This window comes from Pseudomonas sp. FP2335 (genome assembly GCF_030687535.1).
Lineage (GTDB): Bacteria > Pseudomonadota > Gammaproteobacteria > Pseudomonadales > Pseudomonadaceae > Aquipseudomonas.
On the sequence record NZ_CP117437.1, the window covers coordinates 5,037,904 to 5,055,437 of the forward strand.

Sequence of the window (17,534 nt, forward strand, 5' to 3'; positions counted from 1 at the left end):
CTATAAAGACGAAAAACCACAACGCAAATCGCCATTGCGCGCCAGGAACCGGCCGGCGTGTTGGCCATTCGCCTGCCCCTCGCAGTAACTCAACACGCCGTTGACCCACACCCCGTCAATGCCCTGCGCCGCCCGTTGCGGGTCCTTGAAATCGGCCACATCACGCACGCGCAACGGGTCGAACAGCACCAGGTCGGCCCAGTGCCCTTGGCGAATTTCGCCACGCTCGGCCAAGCCAAACCGCGCCGCCGACAAGCCAGTCATCTTGTGCACCGCCGTGTGCAGCGGGAACAGCCCCACATCCCGGCTGAAATGCCCGAGCACCCGCGCAAACGCGCCCCACAACCGTGGGTGGGGGAACGGGTCTTCCGGCAACCCATCCGAGCCCACCATGGACAATGGATGCGCGAGGATGCGGCGCACATCCGCCTCGTCCATCCCGTAGTACACCGCCCCCGCCGGTTGCAGGCGACGTGCAGCATCCATCAGCGAAACGTCCCACTCGGCGGCGATGTCCTGCAAATCACGCCCGCCCAACTCGGGGTGCGGCGTCGACCACGTGATGGTGATACGAAACGCGTCGGTGACTTGCTTCAGATCCAGGGTCGAAGAACTCGCCGCATAGGGGTAACAATCACAGCCCACCGGGTGGGTTTTCGCCGCCGACTCCAGCGCGGCCAACAGCTGCGGACTGCGCCCCCAATTACCCGCTCCGGCACATTTGAGGTGAGAAATGATCACCGGAACCTTGGCGTGCCGGCCGATCAGGAACGCCTCGTCCATGGCCTCCAGTACCGGCTCGAATTCACTGCGCAAATGGGTGGTGTACACCGCGCCGAACGCCGTCAGTTCTTCACTCAGTTGCAGCACTTCATCGGTCTCGGCGCTAAACGCACTGGCGTAGGCCAGGCCTGTGGATAAGCCGAGGGCGCCGGCCGCGAGGCTGTCTTGCAATTGCTCGCGCATGGCGGTGATTTCGTCCGGCGTGGCGGTGCGATACAGATCGTCCATATGGTTGCTGCGCAACGCCGTGTGGCCGATCAACGCCGCGACGTTGACCGCTGGATGGGCACTTTCCACGGCCGCACGGTAATCGGCAAACCGTGGATAAGTGAACGCCTCACGCGTGCCCAGCAAATTCATCGGGTCCGGTGGGTCACTGCGCAAACTCACTGGCGAGGCGCTGATGCCACAGTTGCCGACAATTACCGTGGTCACCCCCTGGCTCAGCTTGGGCAGCATCTGCGGCTGGCGGATCACCATGGTGTCGTCGTGGGTGTGCACGTCGATAAACCCCGGCGCCAGCACGCGCCCCGTGGCGTCGATCTGATCCGTGGCCGTTGCCTGCGACAAATCACCGATCGCCGCGATGCGCCCCTCCCACAGTCCCACATCGGCGATGTACCCGGGGGTGTTGCTGCCATCGATGATCAGCGCCTGGCGAATCAGCGTGTCGTACTTCATATCAGTCTCCAAGCGGCAGGCTGTCGGGGCCGCCGCGGTATTCGTCGAGGGCCAGCTTGATGCGGCGCAGGCGCTCGCGGTTGTCGTCCGGCTGGGCCAGTGCCAGCTCGGTGGCGAGCAGGTCGATGGCCAGCAGCATGCCGTAGCGCGCCGCCGTCGGTTTATAGATAAAACTGGTCTCGGCCGGTTGCAGCGGCAGCAGGACATCCGCCAACTGCGCCAAGGGTGAGTCGGCCAAGGTGATGGCGATGACGCGTGCATCGTAATTGCGCGCCAGTGCCACCACGTCCAGCAGCTCAGGCGTGCGGCCGGTCAAGGAACACACAATCAACGCGTGATCCGAGCCCAGGGTTGCCGCCGTGACCCGCATCATCACCGGGTCATGGCAGGCGGCAATCGGATAGCCCAGGCGCACCAGGCGCACCTGCAATTCGTCGCTGCACAGGCTCGACGGGCCGCCCATGCCAAACGCGTGGACCATCCGTGCCTTGCCCAGCAGGCTGACCGCATCGGCAAACCCTGCCTGGTTGAACCCCGACAAGTGCTGGCGCAAGGTCGCCTCGATGTCGCCAAGAATCTGCCGATGAAACGCCGACTGCTCAGGCTTGCCCGCCGGGTCCAGAAAACGGCTGCCCACCCCACTGGCCTGGGCCAATTGCAGGCGCAGGTCACGCAAATCGCGACAGCCCACGCTGCGCGCAAACCGCGACAGTGTGGCCGTGCTGACCTCGGCCCGCTGGGACAACGCTTCCAGGCTGGCCGACGCGGCAAACCCCACGTCGTCGAGCAGCAGCCTGGCGATACGCCCTTCACCGGCGCTGAAGGAATCCTGGCGGGCACGGATCTGGTAGAGGATGTCCATGGAATCTCCGGGTTACAGAAGGCAGGACAGACCATAGGTGAGACCGAAGGCGACCACTGAAATCAAGGTCTCCAGCACGGTCCAGGTCTTGAAGGTCTGGATTACCGTCATATTGAAGTATTCCTTGATCAGCCAGAAGCCGCCGTCATTGACGTGGGAAAAGATCACCGAACCCGCACCAGTGGCCAACACCAGCAATTCCGGGTGTGGATAACCCAGGCCCATGGCCACCGGCGCCACCACGCCGGAAGCGGTAGTCATGGCGACCGTCGCCGAGCCGGTGGCGATGCGCATCAACGCCGCGAACAGCCAGCCCATCACCAGCGGCGACAGCTGAAACGCGTGGGCCAGCCCCAGGATTTCATTGGTCACGCCCGCATCCACCAGGATGCGGTTCAAGCCGCCGCCCGCGCCCACCAGCAAGGTGATGCTCGCCGTCGGCGCCAGGCATTCGTTGGTGAACTTGAGGATCGACTCGCGGTTAAACCCCTGGGCGATGCCCAAGGTCCAGAAACTCACCAAGGTCGCCAGCAGCAGCGCAATCACCGAGTTGCCGATAAACAGCAGGAACTGGTTGAAACCGCTGCCCGGCGTCGAGATCACGTTGGCCCAACCACCGATCATCATCAACACCACCGGCAACAGGATCGTGCCCATGGTCAGCGCAAAACTGGGCAGGCGGGTACGCGGCTCGCGGTCGATGAACTGGCGTTCCAGCGGGTTTTGCGCCGGCAGGTGAATGCGCGGCACGATGAATTTGGCGTACACGGGGCCGGCGATGATCGCCGTGGGAATACCGATCAAAATCGCATACAGCACGGTCTGCCCCACCGACGCGTTATACGCCAGCACCGCCATCATCGCCGCCGGGTGCGGTGGCACCAAGGCATGCACCACCGACAAACCGGCGACCATCGGCAAACCGACCATCAGGATCGACACGCCCACGCGTCGCGCCACGGTAAAGGCGATCGGCACCAGCAACACAAAACCGACCTCGAAAAACAGCGGCAGCCCTACCAGGAACGCGATGCAGACCATCGCCCAATGCGCGTTGCGCTCGCCGAACCGATTGATCAGGGTACGCGCCACCTGCTCGGCGCCGCCGGACTCGGCCATCATCTTGCCGAGCATGGTGCCCAGCGCCACGACCAGGGCGATATGCCCCAGGGTCTTGCCGACGCCCGCTTCATACGAACCCATGATGGTGTCCGCCGGCATCCCGGCCAGCAGCGCCAGGCCGATTGACACCAGGGTGATGACGATAAACGGGTTGAGTCGGTAGCGTGCAATCAGCACGATCAAAGCGATGATGGCGATGGCAGCGTATGCCAATAGCCCCAAGCCCGGTAATGCGGCCATGCGGTACTCCTCGGAAAGGGTCACGTCGAATAGGTTGTGAAAGTCATAAATCATTACCGATGAGTGTTTTCAATTTTTATGAAAGTAATTTTCGCCCACAGACAAGCACTGTCGCCTGGGGATATGCCCGACAGCTGTGGATGAAAATTCGGGGGGTGTTCTTACATGAAGATCAGAGGATGTCGGAAACTCAAGCGTCGTCGTCGAGTCCTACAATGCGCAATCACTCACGCTCAGGAAACACGACCATGACTCGTACATCCCTAGCCACCGGCGCCCTGCTCCTCGTCCTGTGCGGCGCGGCCTCGGCTGCCGAAAACGCGGCGTTGCAAAAATGCATGGACGGCGCCAACACCACCGCCGACATGGTCAATTGCAACGCCAAGGAAACCAAGGTGCAGGACAAGCGCCTGAACGCGGCCTACAAGACCGCCCTCGCCGCCCAGGAAGGCGCACGCAAACAGCAACTGCAAGACGTGCAGCGCCTGTGGATAAAATACCGCGATGCCAATTGCGCCTTCGCCGGCTCAGCCACCGGAGGCAGCATCGATCAGGTCAACGGCTCCGGCTGCGTACTGGACATGACCCAGACCCGCGCCCAGGAACTGGAAAACCTGGTCGGACCATGACCCTGTAGGAATAAGCTCCCTCGCCACAAGGTTCCACCCTCAGTCGTGATGCACCTTGGCGCGCTTGAGCAGCTTCTTGCAGCGCTCCGACAAATGCAGCACCCGCAGGTGCTTGCCGGCCTTGGCATACCGCTCGCGCAAGGTCATCAGCGCGGCAATCGCTGAATAATCGACAAAGCTCAGGTGCCGGCAATCCAGCGTCACCTGCGCGGGGTCGCCCGCCGGGTCGAACTGGTTCAAGAACGGCGTGGTCGAGGCGAAGAACAAGGTGCCGTGCACCCGATAGAGCTTGCTGCCATCGGCCTCCAGATGCGTATCGGCGTACAACTCGCGGGCCTGTTGCCAGGCGAAGTTCAGCGCCGCAATCACGATCCCGCACAGCACGGCGGTGGCCAGGTCGGTGAACACGGTGATCACCGTCACTGCCAGGATCACCAGCACATCGTTGAGCGGCACCTTGTTGATCACCCGCAAGGACGCCCAGGCGAAGGTCTGCTGGGACACCACGAACATCACCCCGACCAGCGCCGCCAGCGGAATGCGCTCGATAAACGGCGACAGGAACAGGATAAACAACAGGATCATCACCCCGGCAAACACTCCGGAAAAACGCCCGCGCCCGCCGGAACTGAGGTTGATCACGGTTTGCCCGATCATCGCGCAACCCCCCATGCCGCCAAACACGCCCGAGACCATATTCGCCGCGCCCAGAGCCACGCTTTCGCGATCGGGGTAGCCACGGGTCTCGGTGATTTCGTCGGTGAGGTTAAGGGTGAGCAGGGTTTCCAGCAGGCCGACCATGGCCATCAGGAACGCGTACGGCGCGATGATGCCAAGGGTTTCCTGGGTCCAGGGGATCTGCGGCAGCGCAAACGTCGGCAGGCCGCCGGCGATGTGGGCCATATCGCCCAGGGTGCGGGTCGGCAGGCCGAGCAGGTACACCGCCAGGCCCACGCCGAGGATCGCCACCAGCGCCGGCGGCACTGCGCGGGTGATGCGCGGCAGCAGGTAGACGATGGCCATGGTCACCAGCACCAGGCCGATCATCACGTACAGCGGCGTGCCGTTGAGCCAGTGTTCACCGCTCTTGAAATGCTCCAGTTGCGCCAATGCAATGATGATCGCCAGGCCGTTGACGAACCCCAGCATCACCGGGTGCGGCACCATGCGCACCAGCTTGCCCAGGCGCAACAGGCCAAAGGCGATCATGATCAACCCGCCCAGCAGCACCGTGGCCAGCAGGTACTCCACACCGTGTTGCACCACCAGTGCGACGATCACCACCGCCATCGACCCTGCCGCACCCGAGACCATGCCGGGACGACCGCCGAACAGCGCCGTGAGCGTGCAGATGATAAAGGCGCCGTAGAGCCCCATCAGCGGGTTGAGATGGGCTACCAAGGCAAAGGCGATGCATTCGGGCAGCAGCGCGAAAGACGTGGTGAGGCCGGCCAGGGCATCGGCGCGCAGACGGGTGAGGTTCATGAAGTACCAGGGTAAGGCGGGAATAAGGCGGGCGATGGTACGCAATTGCCGGGGGGTGGGGCTAGTCTGGCGGACCGTGTCGGGCCTTTCGCAGGCAAGCCAGCTCCCACACTTGACCGCGTTTGAACCTTGGAATGCCGTCAAGTGTGGGAGCGGGCTTGCCCGCGAAAGGCCGCACCGCGGTCCCAAGCCAACCGCTAGCAGGCATACCGCGCCAGCTTGGCCTGGATAAAGTCGAGGAAACACTGGATGCGCAGCGCCAACTGCGAGTTGCGATAGAACACCGCATGAATCGGCTGGCGATAGCCGCTGTTGAACGCCTCCAGCACCGGCACCAGGCGCCCGGCGTCGATGTCGGCGCTAGTCATGAAGTTCGACAGGCAGCAAATGCCCTGCCCTTCCAGCGCCAGCTGGCGCAGGGTTTCACCGCTGGACGCGGCAATGCCCGGCTGGATCAGCCAGCGGTCGCCTTCCACATGGCGCAGTGGCCAGTGGTTGAGGGTTTCAGTCTGGGTGAAGCCAAGCAAGGTGTGGTCGGCCAGCTCAGCTACCGTGGTCGGCGTGCCGAACTGCTCGATATAGGCAGGGCTGGCGAGGATATGCAGTGGCGTGCAGCCCAAGGCGCGGGCATGCAGGGTGGAGTCGGCCAGCGTACCGATGCGGATCGCGATGTCGGTGCTTTGCTCCAGCAGGTCGATGATCAAGTCATCGCTGTTCAGCTCCAGCTGGATCTGCGGGTACAGGCGGCGAAATTCGGCGATGTACGGCACGATCCCGTGCAGCATGAACGGCACGGCCGCATTGATACGCAGGCGCCCGGCCGGGTGCTTCTGGCGCGACGACAGGCGTTCTTCCAGCTCATCCATCTGCGCCAGGATCAGCTTGGCCTGCTCGAAGAAGTACTTGCCCTCTTCGGTCAGGTCCATGCGTCGCGTGGTGCGGTTGATCAGCGTGGTGTCGAGCTTGGCCTCCAGGCGCGACAAGGTGCGGCTGACCGCCGACGGCGTCTGCCCGACCTGCTCCGCCGCGGCGGAAATCGAGCCGCACTCAATCACGCTGACGAAGATTTGTAGCTCGTCGGATCGGGCTTTCACTGGCTGTCCTCGTAATGGGTTAGCCGCAGCTTACACCGAGAGCTTGAACACCTGCGCCAGATGCTGCTCGTAGCGCGCCACGTCGGCGTCGATGGCCGGGCGTTTCATCACGTCCACGCAGAGGAAGGTCGGCAGGCCGGTCATGCCAAGGAATTGGTTGGCCTTGTGGAACGGGAAGTAGACCGCGTCCACGCCCTTGGCTTCGAAAAAGTCGCTCGGGTCGTCGAAGGCTTGCTGCGGTGCGTTCCAGGTCAGCGACAGCATGTATTGCTTGCCCTGGATCAGGCCGCCGCTGCCGTATTTCTGCGACGCGTCGGAGCGGGTGCGGCCATCGCTGGCGTACAGGCTGCCGTGGCCTTCGGTGAAGACCTCGTCGATGTATTTCTTGACGATCCACGGTGCGCCCATCCACCAGCCGGGCATCTGGTAGATGATTACGTCGGCCCAGAGGAATTTCGCGACTTCTTCGGCCACATCGTAGCCTTCATCGATATGGGTGACCTTGACGTCGATACCGCCACGGTCCAGCACGGCCACGGCGGCGTCATGCAGGGTGTTGTTGTAGCGGCCATCGGAGTGGGCGAACTTTTTGCCGCCGTTGAGCAGGAGTACTTTTTTCATGGGAGGGTCTCCAGAAGTTGAAATGTCTGGACGCAGACTATCGACCTCAGCCCCTCGGAATAAGCGGTGGCGCGGCAAAATACATTTGACTGCAATGCACGAATACCTGGCGATTGTTAACCGTTGATCAGCAGATGGCCGCCCAACAGTGCCATACCGATAAGAAACACGCGCTTGAACAGCACCGCGCTGATGCGCTGACGCACCACTTGGCCCAACCCCATACCCAGCAGCGCGGGCACCAGCGCCAGCAGCGAGGCATTGATCTCGCCACCGCCGAGGCTGCCGCGCCAGGCCAGGCCGGCGGCCAACGCCAGGGTTGATACGCTGAACGACAGCCCCAGCGCCTGCACCAGTTGGTCGCGGCTCAAGCCCAGGGCTTGCAGGTACGGCACCGCCGGAATCACGAAGACGCCGGTGGCCGAGGTGATGATACCGGTGACCAGGCCACACACCGGGCCAAGCCAGCGTTCGGTTTCAGGCTTGACCTTCAATGTAGGCAGGCACAATCCGCTCAACGCATACACCAGCAGCGCGCCGCCCAAGGCGTGCACCACCCAGCCGCCGCCGTCCATGCCCAGCCACAGCGTGCCGAGCCCGGTGCCGAGGAAGATCAGCAGCAACAGCGGCCACAGGCGTTTGAGCAGCGCACGCAGGTGGCCGCCGAATGCCAATTGCCAGAGGTTGGTAACGGTCGATGGAATGATCAGCAACGCCGCAGCCTGCGCCGGGAGCATAGCCAGGCCGAGCAGGCCCATGGCGACCGTGGGCAGGCCCAGGCCGATCACGCCCTTGACGGCGCCGGCCAGCAGGAAGGTGCCGAATACCAGCAGGGTCAGGGCGGGGCCGATGTCTTGGTAGAACGTGAGGACAGTAGTCATGGCCGGATTGTGGCGGGTTGAGGCGGGGTTGGAAATTCGCCATATACTGAGGCAGCCTCTTGTTTTGCGTGAGGCTGATGACGCTTTCGCGGGCCAGCCCAGTCACTCGAGAACCCCCGCCATGCACTTTGACCTGATCGACCTGCGCCTCTACCTGCACATCCTCGACACCGGCAATATCACCGCCGGCGCCGCCCGCAGCCATTTATCCCTGGCCGCTGCCAGTGCACGCATCCGGGCGATGGAAGCGTCACTGGGCATCGAGTTCCTCGAACGCGGCCGCCGTGGCGTCACCCCCACGCCCGCCGGCAAGGCTCTGGCCCGTCACGCGCGCCTGTTGCTGCAACAGGCCGAACACCTGCAACAGGACCTGGCGGAATACGCCAACGGCGTCAAAGGCCAGGTGCGCCTGCTGTGCAACACCACCGCCCTCAGCGAATACCTGCCGGAACTGCTGGCGGACTTTCTGCGTGAGCACCCCAACCTCGACATCGACCTTCAGGAATTGCCCAGCCTGCGCATCACCCAGGCATTGCGCCAGGGTACGGCCGACCTCGGGATCATTTCCGACGCAGTGGACACCCACGGCTTACAGACCCTGGCGTTTCGCGACGACCCGCTGGTGTTGATCATGCCGCTGGATCATCCGCTCGCCAGCCGGAACGTCAGCTTCATCGATAGCCTGCAACACGACTACGTGGGCCTCGCCGCCAACAGCGCGCTGGCGGTGTATCTGGAAGAACAGGCGTTGCACGCCGGGTTCCGCCTGCAAACGCGGATCCGCGCGGAAGGTTTTGATGGGGTTATCCGCATGGTCGCAGGCGGCGCCGGGCTCGCCATCGTGCCCCAGGCGGCCCTGGAGCGTTGGCCGAAGGAGCGCCGCTTCAAGGCTCAACCCTTGCGCGAAGAATGGGCCTGCCGACAGCTGCTGCTCAGCGCGCGCTCATTTGAACAGCTACCCGGTTACGCCAAAGCCTTGTTCGACGCCCTGAACCCCTCACACATTTTTTGACCGCGTTGATAACGCTCGGCGGTCACGCAGAGTAATATCTGCCCCCTCAGCAGTTCCAAGGGCAGGTGCGATGTGCACCACCTCGCGAAAAAAGTAGAAGGTAACGTGAATGGCGGATGACATGGTTAACCCGGTGGGCCTCAAGCGGGGCCTGAAGAACCGGCATATTCAGCTGATCGCCTTGGGAGGGGCGATTGGTACGGGGCTGTTCCTCGGTTCGGCGGGCGTGCTCAAGTCAGCGGGGCCGTCGATGATCCTGGGTTACGCGATCGCCGGTTTCATCGCATTCCTGATGATGCGCCAGCTTGGCGAAATGATCGTCGAAGAGCCGGTGGCCGGTTCCTTCAGCCACTTCGCCCACAAATACTGGGGCGGCTACGCGGGCTTTCTGGCGGGCTGGAACTACTGGGTGCTCTACGTACTGGTCGGCATGGCCGAACTGACGGCGGTGGGCAAGTACATCCAGTTCTGGTGGCCAGAGGTTCCGACCTGGGTCAGCGCGCTGGTGTTCTTTGCGGCCGTGAACCTGATCAATACCCTGAACGTGAAGTTCTTCGGTGAGGCCGAGTTCTGGTTTGCGATCATCAAGGTGGTGGCGATCATCGGCATGATCCTGCTCGGCTGCTACCTGCTGTTCAGCGGCCTTGGCGGCCCGCAAGCGTCCATCAGCAACCTGTGGGACCACGGCGGGTTCTTCCCGAATGGCGGCATGGGGCTGTTGATGTCGATGGCGTTCATCATGTTCTCGTTCGGTGGCCTGGAGCTGGTGGGCATCACCGCCGCCGAAGCCAGCGAGCCGCGCAAGGTGATCCCCAAGGCGATCAACCAGGTGGTGTACCGCATCCTGATTTTCTACGTCGGCGCCCTGACCGTGCTGCTGTCGCTGTACCCGTGGGACCAACTGTTGCAAACCCTCGGCGCGTCGGGCGATGCCTACAGTGGCAGCCCGTTTGTGCAGATCTTCTCGTTGATCGGTAATGACACCGCGGCACACATCCTCAACTTCGTGGTGCTGACCGCAGCGTTGTCGGTCTACAACAGCGGCGTGTACTGCAACAGCCGCATGCTGTTCGGCCTGGCCGAGCAAGGCGATGCGCCAAAAGCGCTGATGAAGCTGAACAAGCAAGGCGTGCCGCTACGCGCCCTGGCGGTCTCGGCGTTGGTGACGATGCTCTGCGTGGTGGTCAACTACGTGGCACCGCACAGCGCGCTGGAGCTGCTGTTTGCACTGGTGGTTGCCTCGCTGATGATCAACTGGGCGCTGATCAGCCTCACCCACATCAAGTTCCGCAGGGCCATGGGCGAGCAAGGCGTGACCCCATCGTTCAAGACCTTCTGGTTCCCGTACACCAACTACCTGTGCCTGGCATTCATGGTGGTGATCATCAGCGTGATGCTGGCGATCCCGGGGATTCGCAATTCGGTGTTTGCAATGCCGGTGTGGGTGGGGGTGATCTACATTGCCTATCGCTTGCGGATGAAAAACACGAAAGTCGCTGTGGCGCAGTAATCCGTGTGGGAGCGGGCTTGCTCGCGAATGCAGTCGGCCAGTTACGGCTGAGTTGACTGGCCCACCGCATTCGCGAGCAAGCCCGCTCCCACAGTAAACAGAAGCGTGTCAGAGGAATCGGACTCTGCTGCGCTTCTGGGCATCCCGATGTCGAGTTCAGACCACTGGCGCAACGCCCGAGGCCGTAGGGTTCATCTTTGAATTCCCTGCCTCGGAGACATCATGTCCAAGCCCATCACCGTACTGCGCGACACTCACCCCCTGCCGGTCCTGGACGCGTGCAAATGGGAAAAGCTCGAAGGCGACCCGCACACCGTCAACCTCAACGCCTATACCAGCGAAGACGGCAGCAAGATCATGGGCACCTGGATCTGCACACCGGGCAAGTGGTATGTGGACTACGTGAAGTGGGAATACTGCCACTTCCAGGAAGGCTACTGCATCATCACCCCAGACGGCCTAGAGCCGATTCACTTGCGTGCCGGGGACATCTTTGTGGTGGAACCGGGGATGAAAGGCACCTGGGAAGTGGTCGAGACCGTGCGTAAGTACTTCGTGTTCGCCTGACCTGCTGCTGAAGCCAAAACCGCTGTCGTGAGCGGGCTTGCCCCGCTCACGACAGGTCGACCTTATTCGGGTTTGCGGTAGCTGTTGATGATTGCCGAAAAGTCCTTGCCCCCCTCCCCACGCTGACTCATCGATTGGTACAACTGCTGCGCCACCGCGCCGAGGATCACAGGTTGGTGCGCCTGGCGTGCCGCTTCAGTCGCCAGCCCCAGATCCTTGAGCATCAGGTCGGCACCAAACCCGCCGGTATAGCCACGGGACGACGGCGCCGTTTCGATCACCCCCGGCCACGGGTTGTAGGTATCGGAACTCCAGCAGCGCCCGGTCGAGCTGTTGATGATTCCCGCCAGCACCTGGGTATCGATGCCCAGCGCATCCCCCAGCGCCATGGCTTCGCTGACGCCGACCATGCTGATGCCCAGCAGCAGGTTGTTGCAGATCTTGGCGATTTGCCCGGTACCCACGTCGCCGCAGTGCACGATGTTGCGGCCCATCTGCGCCAGCACCGGTTGCAGGGTGGCGAACAGTTCTGCGGTGGCGCCGACCATAAAGGTCAACGTCCCGGCCTGGGCGCCGCCGGTGCCGCCGGACACCGGTGCATCCGCCATCACCACGCCTTGCTTGGCGGCAGCCGCGGCTACGTCACGCGCGGTTTGCGGGTCGATGGTGCTGCAATCCACCGCCGGTACGCCTTTGCCGATGCCGGCGAGTACGCCGTCTTCATTCAGCCAGACGCTGCGCACATGGGCCGCGGCCGGCAGCATGGTGATCACCAGTTCGGCGCCGTTGGCCGCGTCACGCGGTGAGGCGCTGATAGTGCCGCCCAGCGCGGCCAGCTCCTTGAGGACCGTCTGGTTCAAGTCGAACAGGTTCAGCGCGTGGCCGGCCTTGATCAGGTTGCGGGCCATGGGCGCGCCCATGTTGCCCAGGCCGATAAATGCAATCTTCATGCTCGTCTCCCGGAATCAGCGCAGGTTGATGGTGGTGTTGACGCCATCGTTGACCGTGTCGTCGTCGAACCAGCGGCTGGTGACGGTCTTGGTCTGGGTGTAGAACTGCACCACTTGCTTGCCGTACGGGCCGAGGTCGCCAAGTTTGGAGCCACGGGAACCGGTGAAGCTGAAGAACGGCACCGGCACCGGGATCGGAATGTTGATACCGACCTGGCCTACATCGATTTCGCTCTGGAACTTACGCGCCGCCGCTCCACTTTGAGTGAACAGGCCTGTGCCATTGCCGAACGGGTTGGCGTTGACCAGTGCGATGGCCTCATCGAGGGTCGCAACTTCGATCACCACCAGCACCGGGCCGAAGATTTCCTGGGTGTAGATCTGCATGTCGGTGGTCACGCCGGAGAACAGGGTCGGGCCGACAAAGTTGCCTTGCTCGTAGCCCGGCACCTGGATGTCGCGGCCGTCCAGCTCCAGCTTGGCGCCTTCCTTCACACCGCTTTCGATCAGCTCCAGGATGCGCGCCTTGGCACGCTTGGAAATCACCGGGCCGACGTCGGTGCCGGCTTCACTGCCGGCGTTGACCTTGAGTTGCTGCGCCAGCGCCTTGAGGTCCGGCAGCCACTGCTTGGACGCCCCCACCAGCACCACCACCGAGGTGGCCATGCAGCGCTGGCCTGCTGCGCCGAAACCGGCACCGACCAGGGCGTTGAGGGTGTGCTCGCGGTTGGCATCCGGCAGCACCACGGCGTGGTTCTTGGCGCCCATCATCGACTGCACGCGTTTGCCGTGCTTGCCCGCCAAGTCGTACACATGGGTGCCGACTGCGGTCGAGCCGACGAAGGACACGGCCTTGATGTCTTTGTGGGTGCACAGCGCATCCACCACGTCCTTGCCGCCGTGCACCACGTTGAGCACGCCCGCCGGCACACCGGCTTCCAGCGCCAGTTCTACCAGCAGCATCGTCGACAGCGGGTCCTGCTCGGACGGTTTGAGGACGAATGTGTTACCGCAGGCAATCGCCATCGGGAACATCCACAGCGGAATCATCGCCGGGAAGTTGAACGGGGTGATGCCGGCGCACACGCCGATCGGTTGACGCAGGGTGTAGGTGTCGACGCCACCGGCGACGTTCTCGGCGAATTCGCCCATCTGCAGGGTGCCGATGGAACAGGCGTGTTCCACCACTTCCAGGCCGCGGAAAATATCGCCTTCGGCATCGGCAATGGTCTTGCCCTGCTCGGCGCTGAGGACCACGGCGATGCGCTTGGAATGTTCGCGGATCAAGGCTTGCAGCTTGAGCATGATGCGCATGCGCGCGCCGATCGGCGTCAGCTTCCAGGTCTGGAAGGCGCGGTGGGCGGCGTCGATGGCGGCATTGACTTCATCGGCCGTGGCGAACGGGACTTTGGCCAGCACTTGCTGGGTGGCCGGGTTGACGATGTCTTGCCAGTGGGTGGTCTTGGACTCGACCCATTCACCATTGATCAGCAATTTGACCTGTTGTACGGAGATATCGGCAGAAGCGTTCATGGGGTCTCCAATCTTGTAGTTATGCAGAGACAAGGCGCGTGAATCGCCTTGGGAATGAGGCGTTCGGACTGTTTTGGAGTATAGATGTGCAAATCTCTAATAAGAACGCACATAAAAGCCGGACCAATATGCAAAAAAACATCACGTCACTGGGCGCCCTGAACTGGGATGACCTGAAGTTTTTCCTCGAAGTGGCCCGCACCCGCAAGGCCAGCGTCGCCGCCAAGCGCCTGGCGGTGGACTACACCACGGTGTCGCGGCGCATCAGTTCGCTGGAGGTGTCACTCGGCACCCTGCTGTTCGAAAAGTCCCGCACCAACGGCTTCGTCCTCACCCCCGAAGGCCAGCGTTTGCTGGGCTATGCAGAGTCGATCGAAAGCACCCTGCACATGGCCTGCGAGCAGGTTTCCGGCTCTGGCGTGGCGCTGTCCGGGCATGTGCGCATGGGCTGTACCGAAGGGTTCGGCAGCTTTTTCGTCACGCCGCAATTGAGCCACTTCGTCGATACGTATCCGGCAATTTCGGTGGACATCCTGCCCCTGCCCCACTTCATCAGCCTGTCCAAGCGCGAAGCCGACATCGTCATCGCCCTGGAACGCCCGGAACACGGGCCTTATGTGTGCTGCAAGCTGTGCGACTACAAACTGCAGTTGTACGCGACCCAGGAATACCTCGACCAACACCCGCCGATCCGACGCCCGACGGATCTGGCCGAGCATCCGTTCATCAGTTACGTGGATGACTTGGCGTTCAGCTCCGAATTGTTGTACCTGGCAAACGTGGTGCCCGGCGCCAGCGCCAGCTTGCGCAGCACCAGCGTGATTGCGCAGTACGTGGCAGCGCAGCAGGGGCGGTCGATGGCGATCCTGCCGTGTTTCCTGGCGGCGCAGGACCCGCGCTTATTGCCGGTGCTGGGAGAGGAGATCGCGATTACGCGGCAGTTCTGGATGTATTGCCGCGAGGACTTGAGGAAGTTGAAGCGGATTACGTTGCTGTGGGACTACATCCGGGAAGTGACGGAGCAGAACCAGGGGTTGTTGATGGGGGAGACACGAGAGATGGGGTTTAAAGCACACCCCAAATAGAGTGTGGGAGCTGGCTTGCCTGCGATTGCGGTGGATCAGTCGGCACTTCACGGCTGATAGACCGCTATCGCAGGCAAGCCAGCTCCCACAGTTGATTGTGTTTCAATTTGAAAATAGGTGAGTCGACTCAGTCGGCGATCACCACGATCGACACCCGCCGGTTCTCCGTACGCCCTGCCACCGTGGTATTCGGCGCTACAGGTTCGCTGCTGCCCAGCCCGCGCAACTGGATGTTTTCTTCCTTCATCCCCACGCCGGTCAGCACCTTGGCCACGCTTTTCGCGCGACGCAGCGACAGTTGCTGGTTGTAGGTTTCCTTGCCCGAGGCGTCGGTGTGGCCGTCGACACGCACCCGTTCGATACCCACGCCGAGCAGGGCCTTGCCAATGCGTTCGACGATTTCGGTACTGGGCGGGTTCAGGCTTTCGACATCGCTGCCAAACAGCACTTTGCCAGACAGGCCAAAGGCCCAGCCGTCGTCGGTGAGTTCAAAGCCTTGTTGCTTGAGCACGGCAATCTGCGCCGGGGTCAGGCCTTTGGGTGGGGCCGTCTGGCAGCCGCCGAGGGCGAGCAGCGCCACCAGGAGGGTGATAAACATAAAGCGCGCGGTCGAGAACAAGGGGTCAACTCCTGTGTTGAACGTTGACGACGGAGGCTTCCGATTCCGCCGTTTGCTGGCCGCCCGAAGACGAGCGTTTGGCCTGGTACATCGCCGCATCGGCGGCATTGAGCAGGGTGCCGGGGGTGGCACCATGATCGGGGTAGAGGGCGATGCCGATACTGAGGGAGGTAAACACCTGGGCCTCTCCCGGCACAGAGATGGGCAGGTCCATGCTGGCGATGATGTTGTCGGCGATGCGCTGAGCGTCTTCCAGTTTGTGCAGGGGCGCCAGCAGGATCGCGAATTCGTCACCGCCCAGGCGTGCCACCAGGTCATCCTCACGCAGCTGCGCACGCACACGGTCGGCGACGGCCACCAGCACCGCATCACCAGCGGCGTGGCCGAAGCTGTCGTTGATTTCCTTGAAGCGGTCGCTGTCGAGGTACAGCACCGCCAGTTGTTCCTTGGCCTTGGCGGCGCTGCGCAGGGCGCGGATCAAGCGGCCTTCGAAGAACGCGCGGTTGGGCAGGCCGGTCAGGCTGTCGTGGTTGGCCAGGTGCGCGAGGGTTTCGTTCTCGCTTTGCAGGTGGTTCTGCCAGGCTTGCATCTCACCGAGCAAGGCGTTGAAGTCGCTGCCCAGGCTGTCGAGCTCGGCAATCCGCGCCGGCGGCACGCGGCGGTCGAAATCCCGCTCGCTACGGGCAGCGTGGGCCACGGCGGCGAGGCTTTGCAACGGCCCGGTGATGCCGCGCAACAGGCGCTGGGCCAGGTGCAGAGCGACCCAGGCGCTGAGGGCGGTGCAGATCAGAATCCCGGCCAGGCCGCTGAGCAAGAAGCGCAGCAGGCTGCCGCCGTGGCCGGTCAGGTGGATGCTGCCGATGACGCGCCCTTGGTGCAGGATCGGCTGGCTGATGGGTTGTTCAAGCAGGGTATGCGCCAGCGCCAGCTCAACCCGCGAAAGCATGCCGGTGTCCGGACGCACCCATTGCGCCAGCAACTTGCCGTTGGCATCGAAGACTTCGGCCTGGGCCACTTCTTCGGTGGAGGCAATCAGACTGAGGGCCTCGGTGGCCGCCGCGCTGTCGTTGAACACCACCGCCGCTTCCACGGTGTAATTGATCGAACGCGCGATCAGGTGCAGGTTGTGTTCGGCATAGACACGCAGCGCCAGCACGCCGAGCAGGGTCAAGGACACACTCGCCAGAATCACCGCCACCAGCGCCAGGATCATGTGCCCACGGCCGATGACCGAACGTAGGGTCGGGCGTTCTTTCAGCGCGGTCATGGCTCTGGCGCCCTGCGTCGGGACAGTTGCAGCACACTCGGGTGAATGCGCACGCCGCTGCGGGCCACCGAGTCGAGATTGACTTCGAACGACACCTGCTCATCCCCTACCCGCAGGCAGAACAGACTGCCGACGGTGCACTGGTCGCCACCTTCACTGATGCTCAGCACCGGGTGGCCGATCAGCGAGGCAAACAACTTGCTGCGTTCATCAGCGCTGAGTTTGCCGATGTATACGGCGTTACAGGTATTGACGATGTCGGGGTGATCGGCCAGCAAGCGCTGGACCAACACCGGACGGCCGGTGGCCTGGGTGGTACCTTTGATCAGGTCGTCGGTGTACTGGGTGGGCCCGACGATGCACAGCCGCAGCTGCGCAGGTTCCACCGGCCAACGGGCGTAGCTGAGGATACCGAGTACCACCTGGGTGACGGCCTGGGCGCGATGATCCGCCGGGCTGGGCGCCTGGGCAAACACGCGGGGAGCGAGCATGCACAGAACCGCCGTCAGCAGCATGTGTCTCCAGCTCAAACGACGCTCTGTAGGCGAGACAGCCACGTTCATGCAGCGTTTCTCTCAGGACTTGTCACAATG

At 62.8% G+C, this 17,534-nt stretch carries 17 protein-coding genes; 5 read left to right on the top strand and 12 right to left on the bottom strand.

The features are described from left to right. From PSH81_RS22665 to PSH81_RS22675, 3 genes are read right to left on the bottom strand one after another with little or no spacing between them, the layout of a single operon-like run. On the bottom strand, window positions 1-1,464 hold the full coding sequence (locus PSH81_RS22665; protein WP_226457253.1) for an amidohydrolase family protein: 1,464 nt from the start codon (window positions 1,462-1,464) through the stop codon (window positions 1-3). A 1-nt stretch (window position 1,465) separates the two neighbouring features. Next, window positions 1,466-2,326, bottom strand: a complete 861-nt coding sequence (locus PSH81_RS22670; protein ID WP_192300616.1) for a MurR/RpiR family transcriptional regulator — start codon at window positions 2,324-2,326, stop codon at window positions 1,466-1,468. Between the two features lie 12 nt (window positions 2,327-2,338). Further along, entirely contained in the window at window positions 2,339-3,742 is a 1,404-nt protein-coding gene (locus tag PSH81_RS22675; RefSeq protein WP_192300617.1) for a gluconate:H+ symporter, read from the bottom strand. Between the two features lie 194 nt (window positions 3,743-3,936). On the opposite strand from PSH81_RS22675, the gene PSH81_RS22680 reads away from it, so the two are divergent. Then, complete coding sequence (locus tag PSH81_RS22680) at window positions 3,937-4,317, top strand: lysozyme inhibitor LprI family protein (RefSeq protein ID WP_192300618.1); 381 nt, start codon at window positions 3,937-3,939, stop codon at window positions 4,315-4,317. A 39-nt stretch (window positions 4,318-4,356) separates the two neighbouring features. Here PSH81_RS22680 and PSH81_RS22685 read toward each other — a convergent pair whose 3' ends face one another. The 4 genes from PSH81_RS22685 to PSH81_RS22700 all read right to left on the bottom strand — a co-directional run bounded on the left by PSH81_RS22685 (window position 4,357) and on the right by PSH81_RS22700 (window position 8,398). Next, window positions 4,357-5,802 carry a SulP family inorganic anion transporter gene (locus PSH81_RS22685; protein ID WP_305391516.1) on the bottom strand — a complete coding sequence of 482 codons (1,446 nt, stop codon included), beginning with the start codon at window positions 5,800-5,802 and terminating at the stop codon, window positions 4,357-4,359. A gap of 197 nt (window positions 5,803-5,999) precedes the next feature. Then, on the bottom strand, window positions 6,000-6,896 hold the full coding sequence (locus PSH81_RS22690) for a LysR family transcriptional regulator (RefSeq protein ID WP_305391517.1): 897 nt from the start codon (window positions 6,894-6,896) through the stop codon (window positions 6,000-6,002). Window positions 6,897-6,926: 30 nt separating this feature from the next. Continuing rightward, complete coding sequence (locus tag PSH81_RS22695; RefSeq protein ID WP_305391518.1) at window positions 6,927-7,517, bottom strand: NAD(P)H-dependent oxidoreductase; 591 nt, start codon at window positions 7,515-7,517, stop codon at window positions 6,927-6,929. A gap of 116 nt (window positions 7,518-7,633) precedes the next feature. After that, window positions 7,634-8,398 (bottom strand): sulfite exporter TauE/SafE family protein, encoded by a 765-nt coding sequence (locus PSH81_RS22700; RefSeq protein ID WP_226457250.1) that lies wholly within the window; start codon window positions 8,396-8,398, stop codon window positions 7,634-7,636. Window positions 8,399-8,519: 121 nt separating this feature from the next. Between PSH81_RS22700 and PSH81_RS22705 the strand changes: the two genes are divergently transcribed. From PSH81_RS22705 to PSH81_RS22715, 3 genes are all read left to right on the top strand, one after another. Next, on the top strand, window positions 8,520-9,410 hold the full coding sequence (locus tag PSH81_RS22705; protein ID WP_226457249.1) for a LysR substrate-binding domain-containing protein: 891 nt from the start codon (window positions 8,520-8,522) through the stop codon (window positions 9,408-9,410). A 109-nt stretch (window positions 9,411-9,519) separates the two neighbouring features. Further along, window positions 9,520-10,920 (top strand): amino acid permease, encoded by a 1,401-nt coding sequence (locus PSH81_RS22710; RefSeq protein WP_305391519.1) that lies wholly within the window; start codon window positions 9,520-9,522, stop codon window positions 10,918-10,920. Between the two features lie 222 nt (window positions 10,921-11,142). Continuing rightward, window positions 11,143-11,487 (top strand): cupin domain-containing protein, encoded by a 345-nt coding sequence (locus PSH81_RS22715; RefSeq protein ID WP_192300625.1) that lies wholly within the window; start codon window positions 11,143-11,145, stop codon window positions 11,485-11,487. Between the two features lie 62 nt (window positions 11,488-11,549). Here PSH81_RS22715 and mmsB read toward each other — a convergent pair whose 3' ends face one another. Next, window positions 11,550-12,437 carry a 3-hydroxyisobutyrate dehydrogenase gene (gene mmsB, locus PSH81_RS22720; protein WP_192300626.1) on the bottom strand — a complete coding sequence of 296 codons (888 nt, stop codon included), beginning with the start codon at window positions 12,435-12,437 and terminating at the stop codon, window positions 11,550-11,552. Window positions 12,438-12,452: 15 nt separating this feature from the next. Then, the gene (locus PSH81_RS22725) at window positions 12,453-13,970 is read right to left on the bottom strand and encodes a CoA-acylating methylmalonate-semialdehyde dehydrogenase (protein ID WP_226457246.1); all 1,518 of its coding nucleotides are present in this window, start codon (window positions 13,968-13,970) and stop codon (window positions 12,453-12,455) included. A gap of 128 nt (window positions 13,971-14,098) precedes the next feature. Between PSH81_RS22725 and PSH81_RS22730 the strand changes: the two genes are divergently transcribed. Beyond that, window positions 14,099-15,055 carry a LysR family transcriptional regulator gene (locus tag PSH81_RS22730; RefSeq protein ID WP_226457245.1) on the top strand — a complete coding sequence of 319 codons (957 nt, stop codon included), beginning with the start codon at window positions 14,099-14,101 and terminating at the stop codon, window positions 15,053-15,055. Between the two features lie 127 nt (window positions 15,056-15,182). Here PSH81_RS22730 and PSH81_RS22735 read toward each other — a convergent pair whose 3' ends face one another. The 3 genes from PSH81_RS22735 to PSH81_RS22745 are packed head-to-tail and all read right to left on the bottom strand — an operon-like array spanning window position 15,183 to window position 17,504. Next, window positions 15,183-15,674, bottom strand: a complete 492-nt coding sequence (locus PSH81_RS22735) for an OmpA family protein (protein WP_226457244.1) — start codon at window positions 15,672-15,674, stop codon at window positions 15,183-15,185. Between the two features lie 4 nt (window positions 15,675-15,678). Then, on the bottom strand, window positions 15,679-16,941 hold the full coding sequence (locus PSH81_RS22740; RefSeq protein ID WP_305391520.1) for a diguanylate cyclase domain-containing protein: 1,263 nt from the start codon (window positions 16,939-16,941) through the stop codon (window positions 15,679-15,681). After that, a complete protein-coding gene (locus PSH81_RS22745) occupies window positions 16,938-17,504 on the bottom strand; it encodes a YfiR family protein (protein ID WP_305391521.1) in 567 nt (188 codons plus the stop codon). The genes PSH81_RS22740 and PSH81_RS22745 overlap by 4 nt, the downstream gene beginning before the upstream one ends. Window positions 17,505-17,534 lie beyond the last annotated feature (30 nt).

Excerpts from the sequence above, each read along its gene's own strand:
- PSH81_RS22665 (WP_226457253.1), bottom strand. The coding sequence starts at position 1,464 with ATGAAGTACGACACGCTGATTCGCCAGGCGCTGATCATCGATGGCAGC.
- PSH81_RS22670 (WP_192300616.1), bottom strand. The coding sequence starts at position 2,326 with ATGGACATCCTCTACCAGATCCGTGCCCGCCAGGATTCCTTCAGCGCC.
- PSH81_RS22675 (WP_192300617.1), bottom strand. The coding sequence starts at position 3,742 with ATGATTTATGACTTTCACAACCTATTCGACGTGACCCTTTCCGAGGAG.
- PSH81_RS22680 (WP_192300618.1), top strand. The coding sequence starts at position 3,937 with ATGACTCGTACATCCCTAGCCACCGGCGCCCTGCTCCTCGTCCTGTGC.
- PSH81_RS22685 (WP_305391516.1), bottom strand. The coding sequence starts at position 5,802 with ATGAACCTCACCCGTCTGCGCGCCGATGCCCTGGCCGGCCTCACCACG.
- PSH81_RS22695 (WP_305391518.1), bottom strand. The coding sequence starts at position 7,517 with ATGAAAAAAGTACTCCTGCTCAACGGCGGCAAAAAGTTCGCCCACTCC.
- PSH81_RS22700 (WP_226457250.1), bottom strand. The coding sequence starts at position 8,398 with ATGACTACTGTCCTCACGTTCTACCAAGACATCGGCCCCGCCCTGACC.
- PSH81_RS22705 (WP_226457249.1), top strand. The coding sequence starts at position 8,520 with ATGCACTTTGACCTGATCGACCTGCGCCTCTACCTGCACATCCTCGAC.
- PSH81_RS22710 (WP_305391519.1), top strand. The coding sequence starts at position 9,520 with ATGGCGGATGACATGGTTAACCCGGTGGGCCTCAAGCGGGGCCTGAAG.
- PSH81_RS22715 (WP_192300625.1), top strand. The coding sequence starts at position 11,143 with ATGTCCAAGCCCATCACCGTACTGCGCGACACTCACCCCCTGCCGGTC.
- mmsB (WP_192300626.1), bottom strand. The coding sequence starts at position 12,437 with ATGAAGATTGCATTTATCGGCCTGGGCAACATGGGCGCGCCCATGGCC.
- PSH81_RS22725 (WP_226457246.1), bottom strand. The coding sequence starts at position 13,970 with ATGAACGCTTCTGCCGATATCTCCGTACAACAGGTCAAATTGCTGATC.
- PSH81_RS22730 (WP_226457245.1), top strand. The coding sequence starts at position 14,099 with ATGCAAAAAAACATCACGTCACTGGGCGCCCTGAACTGGGATGACCTG.
- PSH81_RS22740 (WP_305391520.1), bottom strand. The coding sequence starts at position 16,941 with ATGACCGCGCTGAAAGAACGCCCGACCCTACGTTCGGTCATCGGCCGT.
- PSH81_RS22745 (WP_305391521.1), bottom strand. The coding sequence starts at position 17,504 with ATGAACGTGGCTGTCTCGCCTACAGAGCGTCGTTTGAGCTGGAGACAC.